This window comes from Methylobacterium sp. CM6244 (assembly GCF_054817885.1).
The window spans coordinates 3462228-3483139 of the sequence record NZ_CM139247.1 but is presented as its reverse complement, the minus strand read 5'-3'; the positions used below and the strand labels follow the sequence as shown (position 1 = coordinate 3483139).

The window sequence follows — 20912 nt, the reverse complement described above, 5'->3', positions numbered from 1 at the left end:
CGTAGATACAGGGTTTCGACCGTCCGCCTCTCGTCGACTGCGGCCTAAAGCGGCCCGACCGCTCCCCACCCAACCTAGTCGTAGACCAGACCGGCGGGTCCCGACCCAACCTTGCCGTAGCAGTCCCCTTACGCGAGACCTAAAAGCGGTCATTCTGCGTGCCGTTTTACTAGCCTATGGGAATAGCTCGCATCAGCGATGGTGTTCATGCATCACCGTCTCCGCGAAGTGTGCGGCCGTGAGGGCCCGGGCATCGTCGCCAAGGCGGGCAATTATCTGCACGCCGAGCGGCAACCCGGCCGGGGTGCTTCCCACCGGCACGGTCACGCAAGGAACCCCCATCAGCGTCCAGAGGCGGTTGAAGCGGGAATCGCCCGTGCTGGCATAGCCTTCCGGCGCCGGGCCGGGCGCCGAGAGCGTCAGGATCACGTCCACGTCGTGCTCTGCAAACAGATCGGGCAATTGCCGCCGGGCGCGATTCGCCACCTTCAAGGACGCATCGTAGGACTTGGGCGACACGCCTTGCGCGGCATCGAGATGCGCGCCCAGGAGTGGTCCGAGGTCCGCGCGATGCGTGGTGTATTCCCAATCCAGCGCCTGGGCCGCCTCAAAATCCTGGATCGTGCCATGAAGCCCGAAGGCTTCGGCGAAGACCGCTGGCAGGCCGACATCGCGCAGGCGGGCTCCGGCGGCTTCGGCGGCAGCCCGCACGCGTTCGAGGGCATCCAGCGCTTCGGGCTCCGCAGCGGTGCAGAAATCCTGCAGGACGACGCCGATGCGCGGCGTGCCTAGCTCTGTTGCTGGAAGGTCGAGACCCGGACGCCCCGTCATTAGCGCGAGGGCGTGGGCGGCATCGGCGACGCCCGCGGTGAATAGGCCCAGCGTGTCGAGCGTCCAGGAGAAGCATTTCATGCCCACCGTGGGCAGGAGCCCGAAGGACGGTTTCATCCCCACCACTCCGCAATAGGCGGCCGGGCGGATCACTGAGCCCCCGGTCTGTGTGCCCAGCGCCAGCGGCAGCATCCCCGCTGATACAGCGGCGGCCGAACCCGCCGACGAACCGCCCGGCGTATGGCCAAGGTGGCGCGGATTTCGGGTTTGTGTCGGGTCCAGGAAGGCGAAGGCCGTTGTGGTGGTCTTAGCCAGCGGTACGGCGCCGAGCCGCCTCAGGCGTGCCACGATGGCCGCATCTGCGCGCGGGCGCCAGCCTTCGTAAATCGGCGACCCCATCTGCGTTGGCAGGTCCGCAGTGTCGAGGATATCCTTCACTCCTACGGCGATGCCCGCGAGGGAACCTCGCTCTGGTACGACCGGATCGGGATTTCGGCTGACCAGCGCCTGGATCTCAGGCTCGTGCTCGGCAATCGCGGCCTCGGAGAGGGAAATGGCCTCGCGCGGCGTGAGTGAGCCGGCATCGATCTGCTTGCGCAGCGAGAGGAGGGACAGCATGGGGCAGCGTTCCGATGATCGCGATGTGCGGGTTTTCAGGAGGCGGGGCCGAAGACGGGAAAGGTGATGGGACGGGCCAGGACCGTCTCGCACCAGCGAGCTGTGCGCAGAAGCGCAAGATCATTGCGGTAGGTGCCCACAAGCTGGATCCCGAGCGGAAGCCCTTGGCTTTCCCCAGCCGGAAGCGCGACGGCCGGAACGCCGAGGCAGGTCCAAGGCACGCAGAAGGCGGGGTCGCCAGTCCAGACCAGCCCTTCTGGGGCAGGGCCGGAGGCCGGCAGGGTGAGGACCGCATCGGTGCCTGCCAGCACCGCATTGAGGTCCGCCCGCAGATCGGCCTGCCGTCGTAGGGCTTCAACGTAGGTAATTGCCGGGATCTGCGCACCTTCCGCGACGAGATCCTTGAGCGGCTGGCTCGTCCGGCCGGGGAAACGTTCCACCAGAGCTCCGAAGCAGGCGCTGGCCTCGACGGCGAGAATGGTGCGCGCGCATTCCCACAAGCCTTCGAAGGCGGCCGGGAGCACGAGGTCGGACACATGGGCTCCGGCCGCTCGGAAAGCTGCCGTCGTGGATTCGAGCAGTGCGCGCTGTTCCGGTTCGGCCCTGTCCCAGATCGTGGTCCGAAGCAGCGCGAGGCGCGGCGACTCACGGGGCGCCAATCCCGTGTCGAGGTCGACGGAAAAGCTCGGCAGCGAGCGGCCGTGCAGGTCCTCTTCGTCCTGGCCGATCAGATGCGCTAGGGCGAAGGCGGCGTCCGTCACCGAGCGGGTGAACAGGCCGACATGGTCGAGTGAGGGGGCAAGGGGATGAACGCCGACCCGTGGAATGGCGCCGTAGCTCGGCTTGAGACCGACGACCCCGCAATAGGCGGCCGGCCGGATCACCGATCCGAAGGTCTGGGTACCGAGGGCCAGGGGAACAATACCGGCCGCTACGGCAGCTGCTGATCCGCTCGATGAGCCACCCGGCGTATGTCCGCGCTTCCAGGGATTGTGCGTCGGTCCCGGATGGCGCCAAGCGAACTCGGTGGAGACCGTCTTGCCGAGCACCGAGGCGCCGAGGGTTTTCAGGCGGGCAACGATCCAGGCATCCGCGGCGGGCACGTGGTCCGCATAGACCGGTGAGCCGTTCGTGGTCGGCATGTATGCAGTGGCGATGATGTCCTTCACCCCAACGGGGATGCCAGCCCAGGCTCCGTCTCCCGGCGCGGGATCCGCCGAGAGAACAGTGAAGGCGGCAAGATCCGAGCGGGCAAGGGCTGCATCATGGCTGGCCGCGAGGTAATCGCCGGGCGAAACGCGCCCATCACGAAACGCCCACAGGGCATCGACGAGACCGAGTTGGTTGAGCATCGAGGTTCCGTTGTCTTGCGCAGCCGAATGCCGCGCCGACGCGGCGCGGCATTCGGAAAACGCGGCTTCAGTTCGCCGCGAGGCTCTTCTCGATGAAGTCGCGGCGCACGAAGGTGGCGTAGTCAGGCAGGCCTGAGAGATTGCCGAGCGCGACCTGCGTCTCCATGCCGGTTTTGAGGGCCTCAGCGGTGATGTCGACGCTATCCGGATAGACCTTCTCACGCATCATGCGCTTGACCGCGGCCTCGACCACGGCGGGGTCAAGGTTCGGGAACTGCTTCTTGGCGATGGCAATCGTCTTCTCGGGCTCGGCGTGCATGAAGCGGATCGCCTTCTGCATCCCAGTCACGACCTTCTGAGTGATGGCGGGATCGACGTCCTTGCGGGCGCTTACGGCCGAGAAGGCGTAGGGGCCATAGCGCTCAGGAAAGCTCAGCACGACCTTCATGCCCTTGGCGGCCACCTGGTCGAGCCCCGGCTCGTACATCACGGCAATCTTGGCCTGTCCGGCCAGAAGCGGGCCTGGCTCGGAGCCGAGTTGGACCTGGGTCATCTCAACATCCTCGGGCTTGAGACCGTTCTCCTTCAGGAGCTTCAGGAACAGCGATGTGCTAGTGGTCGGCATCAGCCCGGTGACGATCTTCTGACCCTTCAGATCCTTCACGTCGTTGAAAGTCACATCCGGGGTGGTGGCAATCCACACCGCGGCCCCGTTGACCACGTTCGCCACGACGTTCACAGGCGCGCCCTTCGAAGCAGCGATGGCTGTCCATTCGGGGCCGTGAATCGAATACTGCGCGCTCTTCGAGATCACGGCCGAGAGCGCGACGGCTGGGGCGCCCGCCGTTTCCTTCGTCACTTCGACGCCTTCGCCCGCGAAGAAGCCGCCATCCATGGCGACGTAGAAGGGCAGGTAGAGCATTGATTGGAAAGCTTGCGACACCGTGACCTTGTCCGCTGCGCGGGCCGGCAATGCCACGAGGCTGGCGAATCCCACGGTCACTGCCAGGGAGGTTGAGAGACGCAGACGCTTGGAACGGATCGTCCGTGAGGCCCTTCTTCGACAAATCTTCGGTAAGCAGGAGTTTGGAAAGCCTGTGCCCCGCGTCGATCACGCAGTGCGGCCGACGACAGCAGGCCCATCGGCGCGGGTGGTCAGAGATCAGACCTGAACTTGGCCGGCAGTGATGATCTGCCGCCAGGGCAGAATGCGACGCTCGGCGAAATCGATCACGTGGTAGAGGAGGAAGCCCACGAACATCAGCACGAACAATCCGACCCAGACGGTATTGAGGTCGTAGAGGCTCGAGGCCGAGTAGATTAGGTGTCCGAGGCCGCGCTGTGACGAGATGAACTCGCCGACCACCGCGCCCACGAGGGCGAAGCCGATGTTGATGCGGAACATCCCGATGATGGCCGGAAGGGTCGAAGGCACGATCACGCTCTTGAAAATGCGGTTCTTCGAGGCGCCCATTGAGGCCAGGAGGGCCTGCAGGTCGGGGTCGGCGTCGCGCGCGGCCTGATACGCGGCGATCAGGGCCACGAGGGCAGTGAGCGAAACTGCGAGCGCCACCTTCGAGACGAAGCCTGTGCCGAACCACAGGATGACGATCGGGGCCAGCGCGATCTTCGGCACCGAGTTGATCGCCACGATGAAGGGCTCGACGAGTCGCGCCACGAAGGCCGAGTACCAGAGGCCGAGGCCGGCCAGCGACCCCAGGAGCGTGCCGATCAGGAACCCGATGATCGCTTCGATCACGGTGTACCAGGTGTCAACCGGCAGCGATCCGTCCAGCATCGAGGCGAGGAAGACCCGCCAGATGCCCGACGGGGCACCGACCAGGAATTCCGTGAGCCAGCCGGCTCGGACCGCGATCTCCCATGCAAGAAAGAACACGGCGACCGCCAGCAGTTGGATGATGCCGCGCCCGAGTGTCGTATCCGCCGCCCGCGCTAGGGCGCCCGGCTTCGCGCGGGGCCGGGCAACAGGTTTTTTGGCGGACCGGACTGATGCTGGGGAGGAAGATTTTAGGTTCTGGGACGTCTTCAAGGCTTCCGACGTTTCCAAGGTGTGCGTCGCCATCAGGCCGCCCTCTGACGGGTCTGGATCTCTAGTTCGCCACACAGGGTCTGGAAGTAGTCGGAGAAGCGCGGATCGCTGCGCGCGCCGATGGGCGAACGGGCATCGAGTCCGATCTCGTGGACGGACTTCACCTTGGTGGGACGATTGCCCAGGACGACGACGCGCTTGGAGAGGGCGACGGCCTCGTCGATGTCGTGCGTCACGAGCACCACGGTCTTGTGGAAGGTCTCCACCGCGTCGAGGAGCACGCCTTCGAGGTAAAGCCGCGTCTGGTAGTCGAGGGCCGAGAAGGGTTCGTCCAGGAGCAGGATGTCGGGATCCATGATCAGGGTCCGGATCAGCGCCGTCCGCTGCCGCATGCCTCCGGACAGCATCTTGGGGTAGGCGTTCTCGAAGCCCGACAGACCGAAGGTCGAGAGATATTCACGGGCCGTGTCGAGGGCCTGGGCCCGGTCGACGCCCTTCATCTCCAGGCCGAGCATCACGTTCTGCAGGACTGTCCGCCAGGGAAACAGCAGGTCCTTCTGCATCATGTAGCCGACCCGGCCCTGGAGCCCGAGCACCACCTCCCCGCGAAACGTCATCGTTCCGCTGTCGGGTTCGAGAAGTCCGGCGATGACGTTGAACACCGTCGTCTTGCCGCAGCCGCTGGGGCCGATGATGCTGACAAAGTCGCGCTCGTAGATATCGAAGCTGAGACCGTCGAGGACCGGGACCGGACCGCCCTTGCCGGGAAAGGACTTGCGGATGCCGTCCAGGCTGAGTTGGACCTCGGGAACCGTCATGAACCCTCCATGTGTGAGGGGCGGCTCCAGCAAACCTCAGGCCAACGTAATTATGGATGCAAAAAATCTCGCCGAGCGCCGGTCTATGGACTGATGAGCAAGGCGCCGCCAAAGCGACGCTCTTCCGCAGCAACGTGGGCCTCCACGACGTCATCGAGCGTGAAGCGGCACCCGATGTCGACGTTGACATGACCCTGGGCGATGGCCTCGAACAAGTCGGCTGCATTGGCACGGAAGGTCGCCGGGTCGGCGTTGTGGGGAAAGACGGAGGGGCGCGTCAGGAAGAGGCATCCCTTCTTGTTGAGTAGCTCCGGGTCGACCGCTGGGGCCTTGCCGGACGAGGCACCGTAACAAACAACGAGACCGAACGGTGCCGCACAATCGAGCGACTTGATCAGGGTGTCCTTGCCGATCGCGTCGTAAACGACACGAGCCTTTCGACCGCCGCTCGCTGCCAGGAAGGCTTCAGGCCATTCCGGATCGTTGAGGTCGATGACATCCACGCACCCAGCGGCGAGCGCGGCCTCCCGCTTGCGGGGTGAGCCTGTGGTGCCGATGACCGTGGCGCCCAGCGCCGTCGCCCACCGCGTCAGGATCTGCCCAACGCCGCCGGCGGCCGAATGCACGAGCAGAAGGTCGCCAGCCTGCACGGCATGTGTCTTCCGCAACAGGTACTGGGCCGTCATCCCCTTGAACAGCAGGGTTGCCGCAGCCTCGTCGCTCACCGTGTCCGGCAATGCGACGAGCTTGTCGGCAGAGACGTTTCGAAGGTTTGCATAGGCGCCGACGCCAGCGTTCATGTAGGCGACCCTATCGCCGATCCGGATGCTCGTGACACCCGAACCAACGCCATCGACGACCCCCGCCGCCTCGAAGCCAAGGCCCGTTGGTAGGGGAAGCGGATAGATGCCCTTGCGTTGGTAGATGTCGATGAAGTTAAAGCCGATGGCCGTCTGCCGAATCCGCACCTCATCCGCCATCGGCGGTGGAAGCTCCTCCGTCGCGATCGATAGCACCTGGGGCGAGCCGAACTCGGTGAGCTTGACGACGCGTCTCGTGACCATGCGAATGCGACTCCGTGACAGCCTGATGCGGTAAAGGGGTGATAAGCCTCGTCGAAGGCTGTCGCACACGTTGGATCCAGCCGCCACGGCCAAGGTGTTATTCCCCGGCGCCCCCAGCTCCGTTGGGGCAACCACGGATCATTGAGGACATACCATCGCTCAGCTGGAAGCGATGTCCGGTTAATGACCTTACGCTGTCAAAAGCAGATAGTCCGCTTGCCACCCATCCCAGCCGTTCGTTATCGCTGCTGTGCGCCATAAGCGGAAGTTCGCCGCCTGCCCAAAAGCAGACGTTCCGCATGCTGATCGGATTGATTCTGCGGTCCGCCGAACGGCGCCAGGAGTTATGGCTGAACGCGGGCGGGCTTCAGCGGACCCGCAAGCCGACCTAGCGATTCGACCTGTCGACACGGCGTTGCCGACGCAACGGCGGCGCCAGACCGGTGGATAGCGACCCGCTCACGTCCAATCTGGCCGCCGCGTAAGGCGGAGCGGAATAGGCGGGTTGCCCTTGCATTGCACCGCTGGTGACTAGAGCAAACCGTGTTGCTCTCATGTTGCATAGACCAGCCGACCACCAGTCGTAACCCGTTGTAAAATCAAGAACCGTGATGCGAGCCGTTGCAATACATTTCCGGGCAGCCATGGGCACTAAAAAGCCCGCTAAGTCATTGACCTAACAGGCTGAATTAGTGGCTGGGGGACGAGGATTCGAACCTCGACTAGAGGAGTCAGAGTCCACTGTTCTACCGTTAAACTATCCCCCAACGAACCCTTTGAAGACAAGGCGTTTTTTTACCGCCGCTCTTCGAACTGGGCCGGAAGCTTCGTGAGCGCCTCCGAACGAGGTTGTTCGCATAAGCCACTGCTCCCGTCCGGTCAACCACCCCGATGACGCCAAAATCACCGAGGATGGATTTCCACGGTCGGCGTCTCGCGGGCGGCGGAGTCGACTTCCCCGCCCAGCCTAGACCGGCCTTGCCGAGGGAGATGCAACCCGCCGACATCCATGTCACGCATTCCCGACGCGACGCACGCGCGCCCCCGCTCCTGACTGGCCGTATGTGCTGCGGCCGTGGGGCCATTCGTCCGATGGGAAAATCGTGCGTAAATGTCAGCTCACCGAAACATCCATACTTGTCCGGGGTTGGCGAAGAGAGCGTGAGGCCCGATTCATTCCGGCGGCGTTTTGGGCAGGGACCGTCAGTGTTCGAGGAACGTCACAGGGTCCGCGTGGAATGAGCCCCGCCGGACAAGAGCGCTCCCGCCATGGGGCGAGGGAGGTCGCGGGTTGAGCGCGCGCGAATACGATCTTCTCGTCATTGGCGGCGGCATCAACGGCGCGGGTATCGCTCGCGACGCGGCCGGGCGCGGCCTCGGGGTGCTGCTCTGCGAGAAGGGCGATCTGTCCGAGTTCACTTCGTCCGCCTCGACGAAACTCATTCATGGCGGTCTTCGCTACCTTGAACATTACGAGTTCCGACTGGTGCGGGAGGCACTGGCCGAGCGCGAGCGCCTATTGCGGCTCGCTCCCCACATCATCTGGCCGCTGCGCTTCGTCCTGCCACACGACGAGGGCTTACGCCCTGCCTGGATGCTGAGGCTCGGTCTGTTTCTCTACGACCACCTCGCCCGCCTGCAGACCCTGCCCGGCTCGGCCTCCCTGCGCCTGCAAGGCACGGATCTGGGCGCGCCGTTGCAGCCGCGCCTGACGCGCGGGTTCGCTTATTCGGATTGCTGGGTCGAGGATAGCCGCCTCGTGGTGCTCAACGCCATGGATGCGCGCGAGCGCGGCGCCGAAATCCGGACGCGCACCGCCGTCGAATCCGCCCATCGCGATGAGACATCCTGGGTCGCCACAATCCGCGACGTTGTATCCGGCCGCCGCGAGACCGTACGTGCGGGCATGGTCGTCAACGCCGCTGGTCCCTGGGTCAGTGAGACCCTGGGGCGCACGCTCGGCCTCGCAAGCCGTGCGACGGTCAGGCTCGTCAAGGGTAGCCATATCGTCGTGAAGAGGCTCTATGACGGCGCGCAGGCCTATATCCTGCAACAGCCGGACGGGCGGATCGTCTTCGCGATCCCCTACGAGCGCGACTTCACCCTCATCGGTACCACGGATGTGCCCCATGGGGAGGAGCCGGGCCCGGTCCGAATCTCCGAGGACGAGACCCGCTATCTCTGCGACTGCATCAACCGGTCGTTCCGGGCTCGGGTCAGCCCCAACGACGTGGTGTGGAGCTTCTCGGGCGTGCGCCCGCTCTTCGACGATGCCGCCACGAATGTCTCTTCGGTCACTCGCGACTACGTCCTCGATGTCTCGGACCGCGATGGCCGCCTGCCCGTGCTCTCGGTCTATGGCGGCAAGATCACCACCTACCGGCGCCTCGCCGAACACGCGATCGGTAAGCTCGCCCCCTATCGACCGGGGTTGAAGCCCGCCTGGACCGCCACTGGGATTCTTCCCGGCGGCGACTTGCCGAATGCCGATATCACGAGGTTCCTCGGCGATCTCATGGCGCGACGGCCCTTCCTACCGCCGATGATGGCGCGGCGCCTGGCCCGTGCCTATGGCACCTGCACGGACGAGCTACTGGGCCCGGCACGGAGCCTCGCCGATCTCGGCACCGATTTCGGAGAGGGACTCACGGCGGCGGAGGTGGATTACCTGATCGATCGCGAATGGGCACGCAGCGCGCAGGACATCCTCTGGCGCCGCTCGAAACTCGGCCTGCATCTGTCACCCGAGGGACAGGCCCGGCTCGAAGACTATATGACCGGCAAGGCCAGCGCAGCCTGAGAGCCGATGGACTCGCGCCCGGCCTCGCGAGCCGTACAGGAACGACACGCTCCAAGGATGGGAGGCGGCCATGACCCGTTATGTCGGTGCCCTCGATCAGGGCACGAGCAGCACGCGCTTCATCGTCTTCGATCGCGGCGGCGCAATCGTCGCGTCGGCCCAGCGTGAGCACGAGCAGATCTATCCCTGCCCCGGCCATGTGGAGCACGACGCGAACGAGATCTGGCGCAACACCCGCATCGTCATGCGCGAGGCCCTGGCGATGGCGGGGCTGGTCGCTTCCGACCTCGTCTCCATCGGCATCACCAACCAGCGCGAGACGACGTTGATCTGGGATCGCGCCACCGGGCGCCCGCTTCACAACGCCCTGGTCTGGCAGGATACGCGAGTGGACGGGCTCGTGAGCGAGTTCGCGCGCGATGGCGGCAAGGACCGCTTCCGGACGGTCACGGGGCTACCCTTGGCGAGCTACTTCTCCGGCCTCAAACTCGCCTGGCTCCTCGACCGGGTACCCGGCGCCCGCGTAGCGGCGGAGGCCGGGGATGTCCTGTTCGGCACCATCGATAGCTGGCTCGTCTGGAACCTCACGGGCGGACCCGCGGGCGGTCTGCACGTCACCGACGCAACCAATGCCAGCCGAACCCAGCTCATGGCTCTCGATACCCTCGATTGGGATCCCGGCATGATCTCGGCCTTCGGCATCCCGCGGGCGATGCTGCCGAAGATCGTCTCCTCGAGCATGGTCTATGGCGAGACGCGCGGCGCCCTCCCCGGGGTTCCCATCGCCGGCATCCTCGGCGACCAGCAGGCGGCCCTGTTCGGCCAGGCCTGCTTCTTTCCCGGCGAGGCCAAGAACACCTACGGCACCGGCTGTTTCGTGCTGATGAATACCGGCACGGCGCCGGTACCCTCCACCTGCGGCCTCGTCACCACCCTCGCCTACCGGCTCGGTGATCAGGCGCCGGTCTATGCGCTGGAAGGGTCCATCGCCATTACGGGGGCCCTGGTGCAATGGCTGCGCGACAATCTCGGCCTCATTCGGGACAGTGCCGAGATCGAGCCCCTCGCCCGCACCGTGGAGGACAATGGCGACGTGTATTTCGTGCCGGCCTTTTCCGGGCTCTACGCGCCGCATTGGCGCGAGAGTGCGCGCGGCATCATCGCGGGCCTCACCCGCTACGCCAACAAGGGCCACATCGCCCGCGCCGCTTTGGAGGCCACCGCCTACCAGACCCGGGAGGTCATCGAGGCGATGGAGACGGATTCGGGGATCGCCATCAAGGAATTACGGGCCGATGGCGGCATGGTCCGCAATGACCTCCTCATGCAGTTCCAGGCGAACCTCCTCGCGGTGCCGGTGCTGCGCCCGAAGGTGACCGAGACCACGGCACTGGGCGCCGCATACGCGGCAGGCCTCGCCACGAGCTACTGGGCCGGCACGGGCGACCTCGTCGCCAATTGGGGCGTCGACCATCGCTGGCACCCACGAATGGACGAGGACCGGCGCAACCGGCTCTACGCCGCCTGGGGCAAGGCGGTGACGCGTTCGTTCGGGTGGACGGAAGCGACGGGATGAGGAAGGTCGGCCATTGCCGGGCTTCTTCGCCTCACCGTGACCCATCGAGAGAGAAATTGGAGGCCTCGCCCGGAATCGAACCGGGGTGCAAGGATTTGCAGTCCTCTGCGTAACCACTCCGCCACGAGGCCTCTCGCACATCCCATCGATGAGGGAATGGCGCCTCCGGATCGGACGGTCGATCCGGGGTGACCGGTCTCTTACAGAGCCCGGGCCCCGTCCGCAACGGGGATTCCGCGACAGGAGGCCAAACGGAGGCGAGGCCGTAAACAAAGCCGACAAATATGCGAAGAGGCCTTGCGTCCCGCCAAAGCCGTGTGTAGAGACCCCGCCGTGGTCCCCGATAGCTCAGTTGGTAGAGCAAGCGACTGTTAATCGCTTTGTCGTAGGTTCGAGTCCTACTCGGGGAGCCAATTTCCTCTTCGGTCGATTGTGACGCCGAACGAGGTATGGGTGTGAGGCCGAGCGGTCTCCTCATTTCAAACCTATTCCTGTTCAACCTCGGCCATCCATGACCGCTTCGTTCCGCCGGACCGGCTATGCGTGGGTAGTGCAATGCGGTAGCGTCACTCGGTGCGGGGGACGTCATATTTTCGGCGTGTAGTGCTCGCATTGAGCTTCTATGTTCTCGAGCGGACGGGGCCTTCCTAACGATGGCAAAGATCGCTGACTCCGGGGGCAGTCAGAGACGGGGGCATGTCATGCTGCGGTCTATCTCCATCGTCGGAACCGCATTGCACGTTCGATGAAGTCTGCAAACATCCTGATGGACTACACGGATCTGGTGTCCTTCTTCAAAAGAGGGTTGCCGATCACCGGGATCCAACGCGTCGTCTATGAGATCACCAGCGCTATACAGGCGGACGATCTCGACTGCGTCATCACTCCCATCGGCATCACCCCCTTCAAACGGCGGCTCGCGCCCATCAGTGCCCCGATGTTGGAGCTCATCGAGGCCTATGGCCGGACCAATACCGTCAAGGGGCGCTCCCTCGTCGCCAAGGCGGTGGAGGAGCTGAGTTATGTCCGCATCTTCAAGAACCAGCCGGCGGCGGCTGCCGACAGTTCCATGCCCCGGTCCGCCCCGTGGCTCGTCATGCTCGGGGCGAGCTGGTCGCGCTCGAATTATGCCGGCATCGTCAGCGCGCTGAAATCCGCCAACATCTCCTGCCGCAAGGCGATCCTGGTCCACGACATGCTGCCGATCGAGCAGCCGAAGCTCACCTTCCGTTCAGCCCATGAGACGTTCAAGCGCTGGATTGATCTCGTGCTCGAGACGGCGGACGTGATCTTCACGCCATCTCGCGCCACCGCGGAAGCCTTGATCGCCTATCAGGGGTTCGATTGCGGGCGGATCGTGACCCTCGATTTCGGTGTGTCGCAGATCGGTGACAACACCCCACCGAAGCCGTTGAAGGTGAAGGGGCCCTACATCCTCTATGTCTCTTCGGTGCATCCGCGGAAGAATCACCGGGTCGCCATCAAGGCTTGGTCATTGGCCTTCAAGGGCAATGAGGAGGCTGCCCCGAGCCTGGTCTGCGTCGGGCATAGCAAGCGCAGGAAGCGCATGATGCTGCGTGCAATCATCAGGCGGACGCCATTGCTGGCGCGGAAGCTCCACTTCCTCGCAAAGGTCGATGATCTGGCCCTGCGGACCCTCTACAAGAATTGCCAGATGTTCGTGTTTCCCTCTCGCTACGAGGGTTGGGGGCTACCGGTGGCCGAGGCCCTGAGCTTTGGTAAGTTCGGCATCGTCTCGAAGACCACGTCCCTGCCCGAGGTTGGTCGGCACTTCGTCGACTATGCCCCTCCCCATATGACGAGGGAATGGGCCGACAAGATCAAGGCCTATGCCACCGATCCCGAGTTGCTCCGAGAGAAGGAGCGCGAGATTGACAGGAACTATCGCCCCGCCACCTGGACTGATACGGGCCGGCAGATCATGGCGGCCCTTCGCCGTGTGGACGAGGAGGCCAAGACCGCTCGGGCTGCCAAACGTCCCACCCCGTCCCACGGGACCCCGGCGCCGGAGGACACCGCCAGGCAGCGCGTCTCTCAGACGACATCGTGATGCTGGTCGCTCCCTCGCTGCCTTCCCATTAACGTGAACTCCTGCCCTGGACACCCCGCAGGAACCGCCTTAATCAGGCGCACCAATGACTTGAAGAGGATCCATGGATTCGGGATCGAGGCAATCAAATGCGAGATGACCTTGCTGTCTGTCGGCGGGATAAGATCTTTGGTCGCGCTGGATTGCTGGGTTTATAGTCACCTAAGCATCGATATGACTTTGTTTGGCTCCTAAATATTGATTGCCGTGGGACGAAAGCTAGAGCGTCAATCGTGTTGATGGTTGTGGGTCTAGGTTGTGCAGTGACGATGAGATCGTCGTTTTCGTTTAGATAATCCAAGAATTGAGGACGTGATCTATGGCGACATCCATCACCCGGTACGTGCGTGAAAAAGGCGAGATTCCGCTGGCCTGGGCCGGTTCGACCCTGGACATGAACTATCTCAACTTCGGCGACGCCTTGAGCCCGGTGATGATCGCGCTGCTCTCGGGCAAGCCGATCCGCAGAACGCCGATGAAGTCCTTCGCGCCTCGCCTGTCCTGCGTCGGTACGATCGGACACGGCTTCGCCAATGGTGAGGTCTGGTTCTGGGGAACGGGCTGCTCGAACTGGGCCAACCCCTCGGCGCCGGCGAACGAAAAGAAGCCGTTCGTTCCTTCGGCGGATTCGCACTTTACCGTGACCGCCACACGTGGGCCGGTCTCAGAATCGCTCCTCTCGGCCAAGACCCTCTCGCATGCCGTTCCCTACGGTGACCCAGTCTGGCTGCTGCCGCTTTTCTACAAGCCGACCGTCAAGAAGCGCTACAAGCTCGGTGTCATCCTACACCTGTCGGAGCTCGCAAATCGCGAGATGGAGGCGGTGCCGCGCAAGGAGATCGCGCGCTTCAGAATTCCGGCCGAACTCGCCGACGACGTCCATCTCATCACGACCGTCACCGAACTGCATGTCGGCGCGCTTCAGTCGAAGATCGACGAGATCCTGTCCTGCGAGCGTATCGTTTCCACCAGCCTCCACGGGATGGTGATCGCGGAATCCTACGGCATTCCCTGCCTGTATTTCGCGCCGAGCCTGAGCAAAGACGGGCTGCAATCGGTGGAACTCACCCCCGAGGGGGATGTCGACCTGCGCATCGTCGATCTCTACACTGGCCTCGGCCTGCCGAAGATCGATGTCTACAACCAGCCGCGGCCCAAGCCGAGCGACTGGCCCGCCATCATGAAGGCCATCGACAAGAGCTGGTCGCCGAAGAGCTTTGATGGCGATGCCCTGATCAACGCCTTCCCTGTCGATCTGAGCCCGATCTCCGCCGCGCCCGGCGAGACGATCTGGGAGCACAAGGCGCTGACTGACCTGAAACTACGTCACGATGTCAGCGAGCTGAACCGCCTGGACCGCAAGGAATTTCCGGGAGGTGCCAAAGTGGCAGCCGCCCGATTTCCTGACGAATCTCCCAAAGGCGCTCCCAAAGCCGCTGCGAGAGCTGTGGCCGAAAAGACTGTCTCCGAGCCAGCTGGCGAAAATGCTGCGGCGAAGCTAGAAAAAAAAAAGAGCTCCGTCGCTCTCCTGAAGCGCATTAAATCGACCCTGCCGCCCGGTTCGGTCCCCCTGGCCTGGGCGGCCAGTTCGCAGAAATTTCCCTACGCCAATTTCGGTGACGCGCTGAGCGCCGTCATGGTCGCCGTCATCTCCGGGCGCGTCGTGCGGCATGCGGCCTTCGACAGCAATTCCGAGCGTCTCGTCGCGGTCGGAACCATCGGCCATGCCATCACCAACGGGACGGTCCACATGTGGGGCACCGGTCTCGATGCCCAGCGCAGGCCGGGCAGTCCGAACCCGGCGCCCTATCAGCGCCCGGCGGGGACCGAGTTCCACGTCCATGCCGTGCGCGGCCCCAAGACCGGCGCCGTACTGAGGGCGCAGGGCATCACGGTGCCGGAGATCTACGGCGATCCGGTCTACCTGCTGCCCAAGTTCTGGCCCATGGACCATGTGGCGAAGACCCATGAGATCGGCGTCATCGTCCACCTGACCGAGCTCGCCTCCCAGGATCCCGCCGCCACCGTCCTCGACGTGATGACGCGCTACGGTATCCCCCGCGAGCGCAAGGGCGATATCCGGATCATCAATACGATCACCGAACGTGACGCCCCGTCGCTGCGCGCCAAGGTCGAGGAAATCGTGTCCTGCCGGCACATCCTCTCCACCTCGCTCCACGGCCTCGTGATCGCGGAATGCTACGGTATTCCGAGCGCCTGGTTCGCCACCTATGGCCAGGGCGAGGGCCGTGAACTCAAGCTCGACGACGATGAGGAGAAGGTCGATCACCGGGTGCGGGATTTCTATCTCGGCGCCGGTGTGACCCGCCTCAACGCCTTCTGCCTGGAGCGGCGCGCCAAGCCCGAATGGGACAAGGCCCTCGACTGGATCAAGGCCACATGGCGTCCCTTGGCCTACTCGCCCCAGGCCCTGTTCGAGGCCTTCCCCCTGCCGAAGGCGGTCGAGTTCGATGCGACGCCCTGGCCGGTGGAGCCGAAGGTGCTCAAAGCGCTCAAGTTCTAGGCTTCCGGCTCCGCGGAACGCGTCATATCGTCGAGTCCACGCGCCGATCTGGGAGAACTGAACTCCGTCCCTTTCGGAGACGTCACCGCCCGGGGAGCAGGAACGGAATGCTTCCGTCATGGACCCGGGCCGCCGACGCGAAGACGGCACTTGATCCAAATCTTTCATTTGGTCCGAGTCTTCTATCCTAGTCGCCAACGACCCATCGCAGAACCATCCAAGGAAGTCTGGAATGCCTAAAAGTGTGATGCTGGATGGGTACAATCTCGGCCTGGAGAAAGGGACCGGTGTCGCCACCTACGCCCGCAACCTGAGCTACGAGTTGCACGAGCTCGGCTACCGGACCGACGTCCTCTACGGGACCCGCGCATCGCCGGGCATCGATCCACTCCTGCGCGAGATCTCCTTCTTCGATCCGGCGGTGGGCGTCCCGCCGCAATGGCTGGTGATCCTGCGCTATCTTCGCGACCAGCTCACCTCGCCCCTGGGGCGGCGTGCGGTGAAAGTGCCGATCACCGGCACCGTCATCAGCAAGACATTCGAAGCGCGGATGCCGTATTTCGACCAGATCTGGAACAGCGTGAACCTGTTTGACGTCGCGCTCGCCTATTTCAAGACCTACAACCGCACCCTGCGCGTCAGCGGCCTGCGTACGCCCGACATCATGCACTGGACCTATCCTCTGCCGATCCGGATTCCGGGCGCCAAAAACATCTACACCCTGCACGACCTCGTGCCCCTGCGTCTGCCCTTCACCACCGGCGACATCAAGCGGCGCTACCTACGCCTGATGCGGCGTATCGTGAAGGATGCCGATCACATCGTCACCGTGTCCGAGACCTCGCGCCGCGACATCATCAACCTGCTCGGCTGCCCCGAGCACCGGATCACCAACACCTACCAGTCGGTGGAAATCCCGAAGAAGTTCGCCGAGAAGCCCGAAGACGTGGTCCGCCGCGAGATCGAGGGCGCGTTCGGCTTGCCCTATAAGGGCTATTTCCTGTTCTTTGGCGCCATCGAGCCCAAGAAGAATGTCGGCCGCCTCGTCGAAGCCTATCTCGCCAGCCAGGTCTCGGCACCTCTCGTCATCGTCGGCGGCGCGGCCTGGAAATCGGATGTCGAGTTCAAGTTCATCAATCCGACGACGAACTCGTATCTCGAACAGATCGACAACATGACCTACCAGCGCGACCGCATCCGGCGGTTCGACTACGCGCCGTTCTCCCTTCTCGTCAGTCTCATCCGCGGCGCCAAAGGCGTGGTGTTCCCCTCCCTCTACGAAGGCTTCGGCCTGCCGGTGTTGGAGAGCATGCTGCTCGGCACTCCGGTCATCACCTCCAAGGAGGGCTCGACGCCGGAGGTCGCCGGCGATGCCGCGCTGCTGATCAACCCCTACGATGCACGCGACATCGCCGACGCGATCCGCGCCGTGGATTCGGATGCGGATCTGCGCGGGCGCCTCTCCGAGATGGGCAAGGTTCAGGCGGCGAAGTATAGCCCCGAGATCTATCGCGGCCGCCTCAAGGAACTCTACGAGCGACTCTGAACGACCCTTTCCGGACCGCCGCCGGCCTCGTCGGCAGGCGGTTCGGACCACGATGAGGCCTCGACCCGAAATGGCGATTCTCGTGACCGGAGCGGCGGGCTTCATCGGTTACCATGTGGCCGATCACTTGCTCGCGCGTGGCGAGACGGTCATCGGAATCGACAATCTCAATGATTATTATTCGGTCGCACTCAAGCGTGACCGGATCGCCGATATCGCGACGCGCCGGGGCGACTCGTTCCACTTCCTTCCCCTCGACTTCTCGGATCACGAGGCCCTGGACAGGGGGCTGGACGGGCATGGGATCGACAGGATCGTCCATCTCGGGGCGCAGGCCGGGGTGCGCTACTCCATCGAGAACCCGCGCGCCTACGTTCAGGCCAACGTGGTCGGTCACCTCAACATTCTGGAATTCGCGCGCCACCGGGGTGTGGCGCATCTCGCCTATGCCTCGTCCTCCTCGGTCTATGGCGGCAATACCTCCCTGCCCTTCCGGGTCGAGGACCGTGTCGACCATCCGGTCTCGCTCTATGCCGCCACCAAGAAAGCGGACGAGTTGATGAGCGAGACCTACGCCCATCTTTATCGTCTGCCCCAGACGGGCCTGCGCTTCTTCACCGTCTACGGGCCGTGGGGACGGCCCGACATGGCCTTGTGGCTGTTCGCCAAAGCCATCTTCGCGGGCGAGCCGATCCGTGTGTTCAACGACGGTGCGATGCGGCGGGATTTCACCTATATCGATGACATCGTCGCCGGCATCCTCGCCTGCCTCGACAATCCGCCGCCCGATGACGGCGCGGAGAAGGCGGGCGGCAGTCATGCGCCGCACCGGCTCTACAACATCGGCAACAACACGTCGGTGCCGCTTCTGCGCATGATCGACGTGCTGGAGGAAGCTTGCGGGCGTCCGGCGATCCGTCGGTCCGAGCCGATGCAGTCCGGCGACGTGAGGGAGACCTATGCCGATCTCAGCGCCATCTCCCGTGACCTCGGCTATGTCCCGACGACGCCGATCGAAATCGGCATCCCGGCCTTCGTGCGCTGGTTCAAGGCCTATCACCGGCTCGGCTGATACGAACCAGACACCCCCGCGGCGACGGCATTGCAGATGGACAGCGTCCTGTCGGGGATCCGGCTGCTAGCGGGAGGTCCCTCATCCCCCAAATGGGGGATGGCAGCAATGGGCGGGATGCTAGTGTTCCCAGGACCAACGGGCTCGACCTAACCCGGGATTCCTATGGAACAGAGATGTTCATCGATTGCCGTATCACCTACGACCTCCGATCAGATGATCGGAGCCTCGACCTTTGGACAGTGTTCGACACCAAGACCGGCCGCCCGGCATTGGTGAATGGTGTCCGGCAGGTCGGGCTTGCCTTCGCTGCGGCCGACGCACTGGTCGACGTCCTGAACGCCATGGAGCGCGCCGCGCCTGGCTCGTCCGTAACCTGGTGAAGCAGGGCGCAGCGCCCTGGATCGTCGGTCTTTTCGCCCTCATGGCCGGGAGCGTTCGCGCCGTGAGCCGATCACGGGCGTGAACGACTTTAGCCCCTTCGGCGCCCCGTCCTTAAGACAACGCTAACCCTGTTCTTTTACCACGTTGGGGTCGGCGAGGAGCCGTCCCGATGTAAGGGCCGTGCGTCTTGGACGTGGGCGATCCTCTGGGACGATCTTTGGCCGCCGCGTCCATCGCGCCGGTCCGGGATGCGCGAAGGGACGTCCGAGAAACATCCCGGGCAGTGGTCTTGTCGCGCGAGACGTTCGACGCCAGGGCCGCGGAGAGACAGTCGTCCGGGATGCGTGCAGGGCCGACCGCAGGATGGCACAGGACGGGGCTTCGTAGCCTGATCCTGACGGCCGCCGTCGCCTTGCCGGGGGTGCAGGCGCAGGCCCAGTCGCGCCCGGCGACACAGCTTGCTACCCCGACTTTCGGCAGCACGAATCCCTCCTCCGCCACGGGTGCCGGTACCACGGGTGGTCCGACCCTGCGTGGGAGCGGCGCGTCCGGCGATGCATTGACGGGTGCCGCCTCCCCAAGCGACGGCGCTTCTTCGCAGACGGACGATGGTTCGGCCGGCACCGCTGCCCGGCGGCGCTCCCCTTCGCCCGTTCCGCCTGTGGCTTCGAGCGCCGGCAACAACCGCAATCCCACCGATCTCTTGCGCCTGCGCGCGATCCCACCTCGTCGTTTCGGCGTGGCGACGACGCGGCCGGTCCGTTCCATCGTGCGGACACCGTCGCCGGACCTGCGCCTGACCCCGGTGATCCGCAACGCCGTCGTCGGCGCGCCGCTGCCGACCCCGTCACCCGCCCCGCCCCTGGCGCCGTCCCTGACCCTGCTACCGCTCGCCGGGATCAGCACGCCGGGTGCTTTCCTCGGCTCGGCCCTGCGCAGGCCGCTGGTGGTGGACGAGGCCTATGCCCCCCTCGGCATCAAGCTCGGGACCTTCACCTTCCTGCCGGTGTTCCAGCAGAGCGTGGGCTACGACACCAATCCGGACCAGGTCACGCCCAACCGCGCCAAGGGGTCGCTCGCCCTGCGCACCGAGGGCGAACTCGCCTTCCGCAGCGACTGGTCCTCGCACGAACTCGCGGGCGAACTCCGCGGCGGCTATCTCGACTTCCCTGACAACCAGGCCGCCAGCCGGCCCAACGGCGCGGGTACCGTTCGCCTGCGCCTCGACGCCAACCGCAGCACCACCGTCGATGTGGAGACCCGCTTCCTCGTCGACACGCAGCGGCCGGGCTCGCCCGACATCAATGCCACGCTCTCGAACCGCCCGATCGTGGCGAGTTACGGCACGACGATCGGTGTCACCGAGACGTTCAACCGTCTCCAGGTCTCCCTGCGGGGCCTCATCGACCGGTCGGAGTTCGAGAGCGCGACGCTCTCCAACGGGGCGATCCTGAACCAGAGCGACCGCAACCTGAACCAGTACGGGCTGAGGCTGCGCGCCTCCTACGAGATCTCGCCCGTCATCTCGCCCTTCGTCGATGTCCTGGCCGATACCCGCGTCTATGACCTGCGCACGGATTCCAACGGGATCCGCCGGAATTCCGATGGCATCACGGTCACGGGCGGCGCGCGCGTGGCGCTCACCCGTTTCATCAACGGCGAGGTCTCGGCGGGTCTCCAGCATCGGACCTATGTCGATCCGGGCCTGAAGGACCTCACCGCGCCGATCATCAATGCGGCCCTGATCTGGACGGCGAGCCCGCTCACCACGGTGCGGCTCAACGCGGCCACCGGCATCATCGAAACCGCCGTCCCGGGATCGAGCGGCGTGCTGACCAAGGCGGTGACGCTGGAGGTGCAGCACGACCTCCTGCGCAACCTGTCGATCACGCTGGGCGGCGGTTACCTCGCCAGCGACTACGACCGGGTCAACATCACCGAGCGTGGTTTCTCAGCCACCGCACGGCTCGACTACCGCTTCAACCGCTGGCTCTCCCTGCGCGGCAGCTACATCTACCAGCAGATCGACAGCAGTTCCGCTGGGTCGAGCTTCAGTGCCAATACTTGGCTGCTGGGGCTACGGGTCACGCCTTGAGGGGGCTCGGGCCGCCTCCCGAAACCTGTGCATCCGCAGGGCTTTAGGTGGCCTCTGTCGAGTGCCGGATAA

Annotated in this window: 14 protein-coding genes and 3 tRNA genes; 9 read left to right on the top strand and 8 right to left on the bottom strand. The window is 64.5% G+C overall.

Annotation, left to right across the window (positions count from 1 at the left end):
- Nucleotides 1-192: 192 nt before the first annotated feature.
- From ACYQML_RS16285 to ACYQML_RS16255, 7 genes are all read right to left on the bottom strand, one after another.
- Nucleotides 193-1449: an amidase gene (locus ACYQML_RS16285; RefSeq protein WP_056453598.1), complete on the bottom strand. Its 1257-nt coding sequence runs from the start codon at nt 1447-1449 to the stop codon at nt 193-195.
- A 35-nt stretch (nt 1450-1484) separates the two neighbouring features.
- The gene (locus tag ACYQML_RS16280; RefSeq protein WP_461233398.1) at nt 1485-2801 is read right to left on the bottom strand and encodes an amidase; all 1317 of its coding nucleotides are present in this window, start codon (nt 2799-2801) and stop codon (nt 1485-1487) included.
- Nucleotides 2802-2868: 67 nt separating this feature from the next.
- Nucleotides 2869-3798: an ABC transporter substrate-binding protein gene (locus ACYQML_RS16275; protein ID WP_461233397.1), complete on the bottom strand. Its 930-nt coding sequence runs from the start codon at nt 3796-3798 to the stop codon at nt 2869-2871.
- A 165-nt stretch (nt 3799-3963) separates the two neighbouring features.
- Nucleotides 3964-4884 (bottom strand): ABC transporter permease, encoded by a 921-nt coding sequence (locus ACYQML_RS16270; RefSeq protein WP_056453607.1) that lies wholly within the window; start codon nt 4882-4884, stop codon nt 3964-3966.
- A complete protein-coding gene (locus ACYQML_RS16265; protein ID WP_056453610.1) occupies nt 4884-5669 on the bottom strand; it encodes an ABC transporter ATP-binding protein in 786 nt (261 codons plus the stop codon). Before ACYQML_RS16265 ends, ACYQML_RS16270 begins: the two co-directional genes overlap by 1 nt.
- Before the next feature lie 83 nt (nt 5670-5752).
- A complete protein-coding gene (locus tag ACYQML_RS16260; RefSeq protein ID WP_461227066.1) occupies nt 5753-6649 on the bottom strand; it encodes a quinone oxidoreductase family protein in 897 nt (298 codons plus the stop codon).
- 777 nt (nt 6650-7426) lie between these two features.
- A tRNA-Gln gene (locus tag ACYQML_RS16255) sits at nt 7427-7500 on the bottom strand.
- Nucleotides 7501-8024: 524 nt separating this feature from the next.
- On the opposite strand from ACYQML_RS16255, the gene glpD reads away from it, so the two are divergent.
- Nucleotides 8025-9533 (top strand): glycerol-3-phosphate dehydrogenase, encoded by a 1509-nt coding sequence (gene glpD / locus ACYQML_RS16250; RefSeq protein ID WP_461233396.1) that lies wholly within the window; start codon nt 8025-8027, stop codon nt 9531-9533.
- Nucleotides 9534-9603: 70 nt separating this feature from the next.
- Entirely contained in the window at nt 9604-11109 is a 1506-nt protein-coding gene (glpK, locus tag ACYQML_RS16245) for a glycerol kinase GlpK (RefSeq protein WP_461233395.1), read from the top strand.
- A 57-nt stretch (nt 11110-11166) separates the two neighbouring features.
- On the opposite strand, the gene ACYQML_RS16240 is transcribed toward glpK, so the two are convergent.
- Nucleotides 11167-11240: transfer RNA gene (locus ACYQML_RS16240), tRNA-Cys, on the bottom strand.
- A gap of 206 nt (nt 11241-11446) precedes the next feature.
- On the opposite strand from ACYQML_RS16240, the gene ACYQML_RS16235 reads away from it, so the two are divergent.
- The 7 genes from ACYQML_RS16235 (at nt 11447) to ACYQML_RS16205 (ending at nt 20840) form a co-directional block, all read left to right on the top strand.
- Nucleotides 11447-11522: transfer RNA gene (locus tag ACYQML_RS16235), tRNA-Asn, on the top strand.
- A gap of 332 nt (nt 11523-11854) precedes the next feature.
- Nucleotides 11855-13180 carry a glycosyltransferase family 4 protein gene (locus tag ACYQML_RS16230; RefSeq protein WP_461233394.1) on the top strand — a complete coding sequence of 442 codons (1326 nt, stop codon included), beginning with the start codon at nt 11855-11857 and terminating at the stop codon, nt 13178-13180.
- 358 nt (nt 13181-13538) lie between these two features.
- On the top strand, nt 13539-15743 hold the full coding sequence (locus tag ACYQML_RS16225) for a polysaccharide pyruvyl transferase family protein (RefSeq protein WP_461233393.1): 2205 nt from the start codon (nt 13539-13541) through the stop codon (nt 15741-15743).
- Between the two features lie 232 nt (nt 15744-15975).
- Nucleotides 15976-17289, top strand: a complete 1314-nt coding sequence (locus ACYQML_RS16220; RefSeq protein ID WP_461223743.1) for a glycosyltransferase — start codon at nt 15976-15978, stop codon at nt 17287-17289.
- 70 nt (nt 17290-17359) lie between these two features.
- Nucleotides 17360-18361, top strand: coding sequence for an NAD-dependent epimerase/dehydratase family protein (locus tag ACYQML_RS16215; RefSeq protein ID WP_461233392.1), 1002 nt, complete (start codon nt 17360-17362; stop codon nt 18359-18361).
- Nucleotides 18362-18537: 176 nt separating this feature from the next.
- Nucleotides 18538-18744: a hypothetical protein gene (locus ACYQML_RS16210; RefSeq protein WP_056433887.1), complete on the top strand. Its 207-nt coding sequence runs from the start codon at nt 18538-18540 to the stop codon at nt 18742-18744.
- Between the two features lie 341 nt (nt 18745-19085).
- Nucleotides 19086-20840 carry an outer membrane beta-barrel protein gene (locus tag ACYQML_RS16205; RefSeq protein ID WP_461233391.1) on the top strand — a complete coding sequence of 585 codons (1755 nt, stop codon included), beginning with the start codon at nt 19086-19088 and terminating at the stop codon, nt 20838-20840.
- Nucleotides 20841-20912 lie beyond the last annotated feature (72 nt).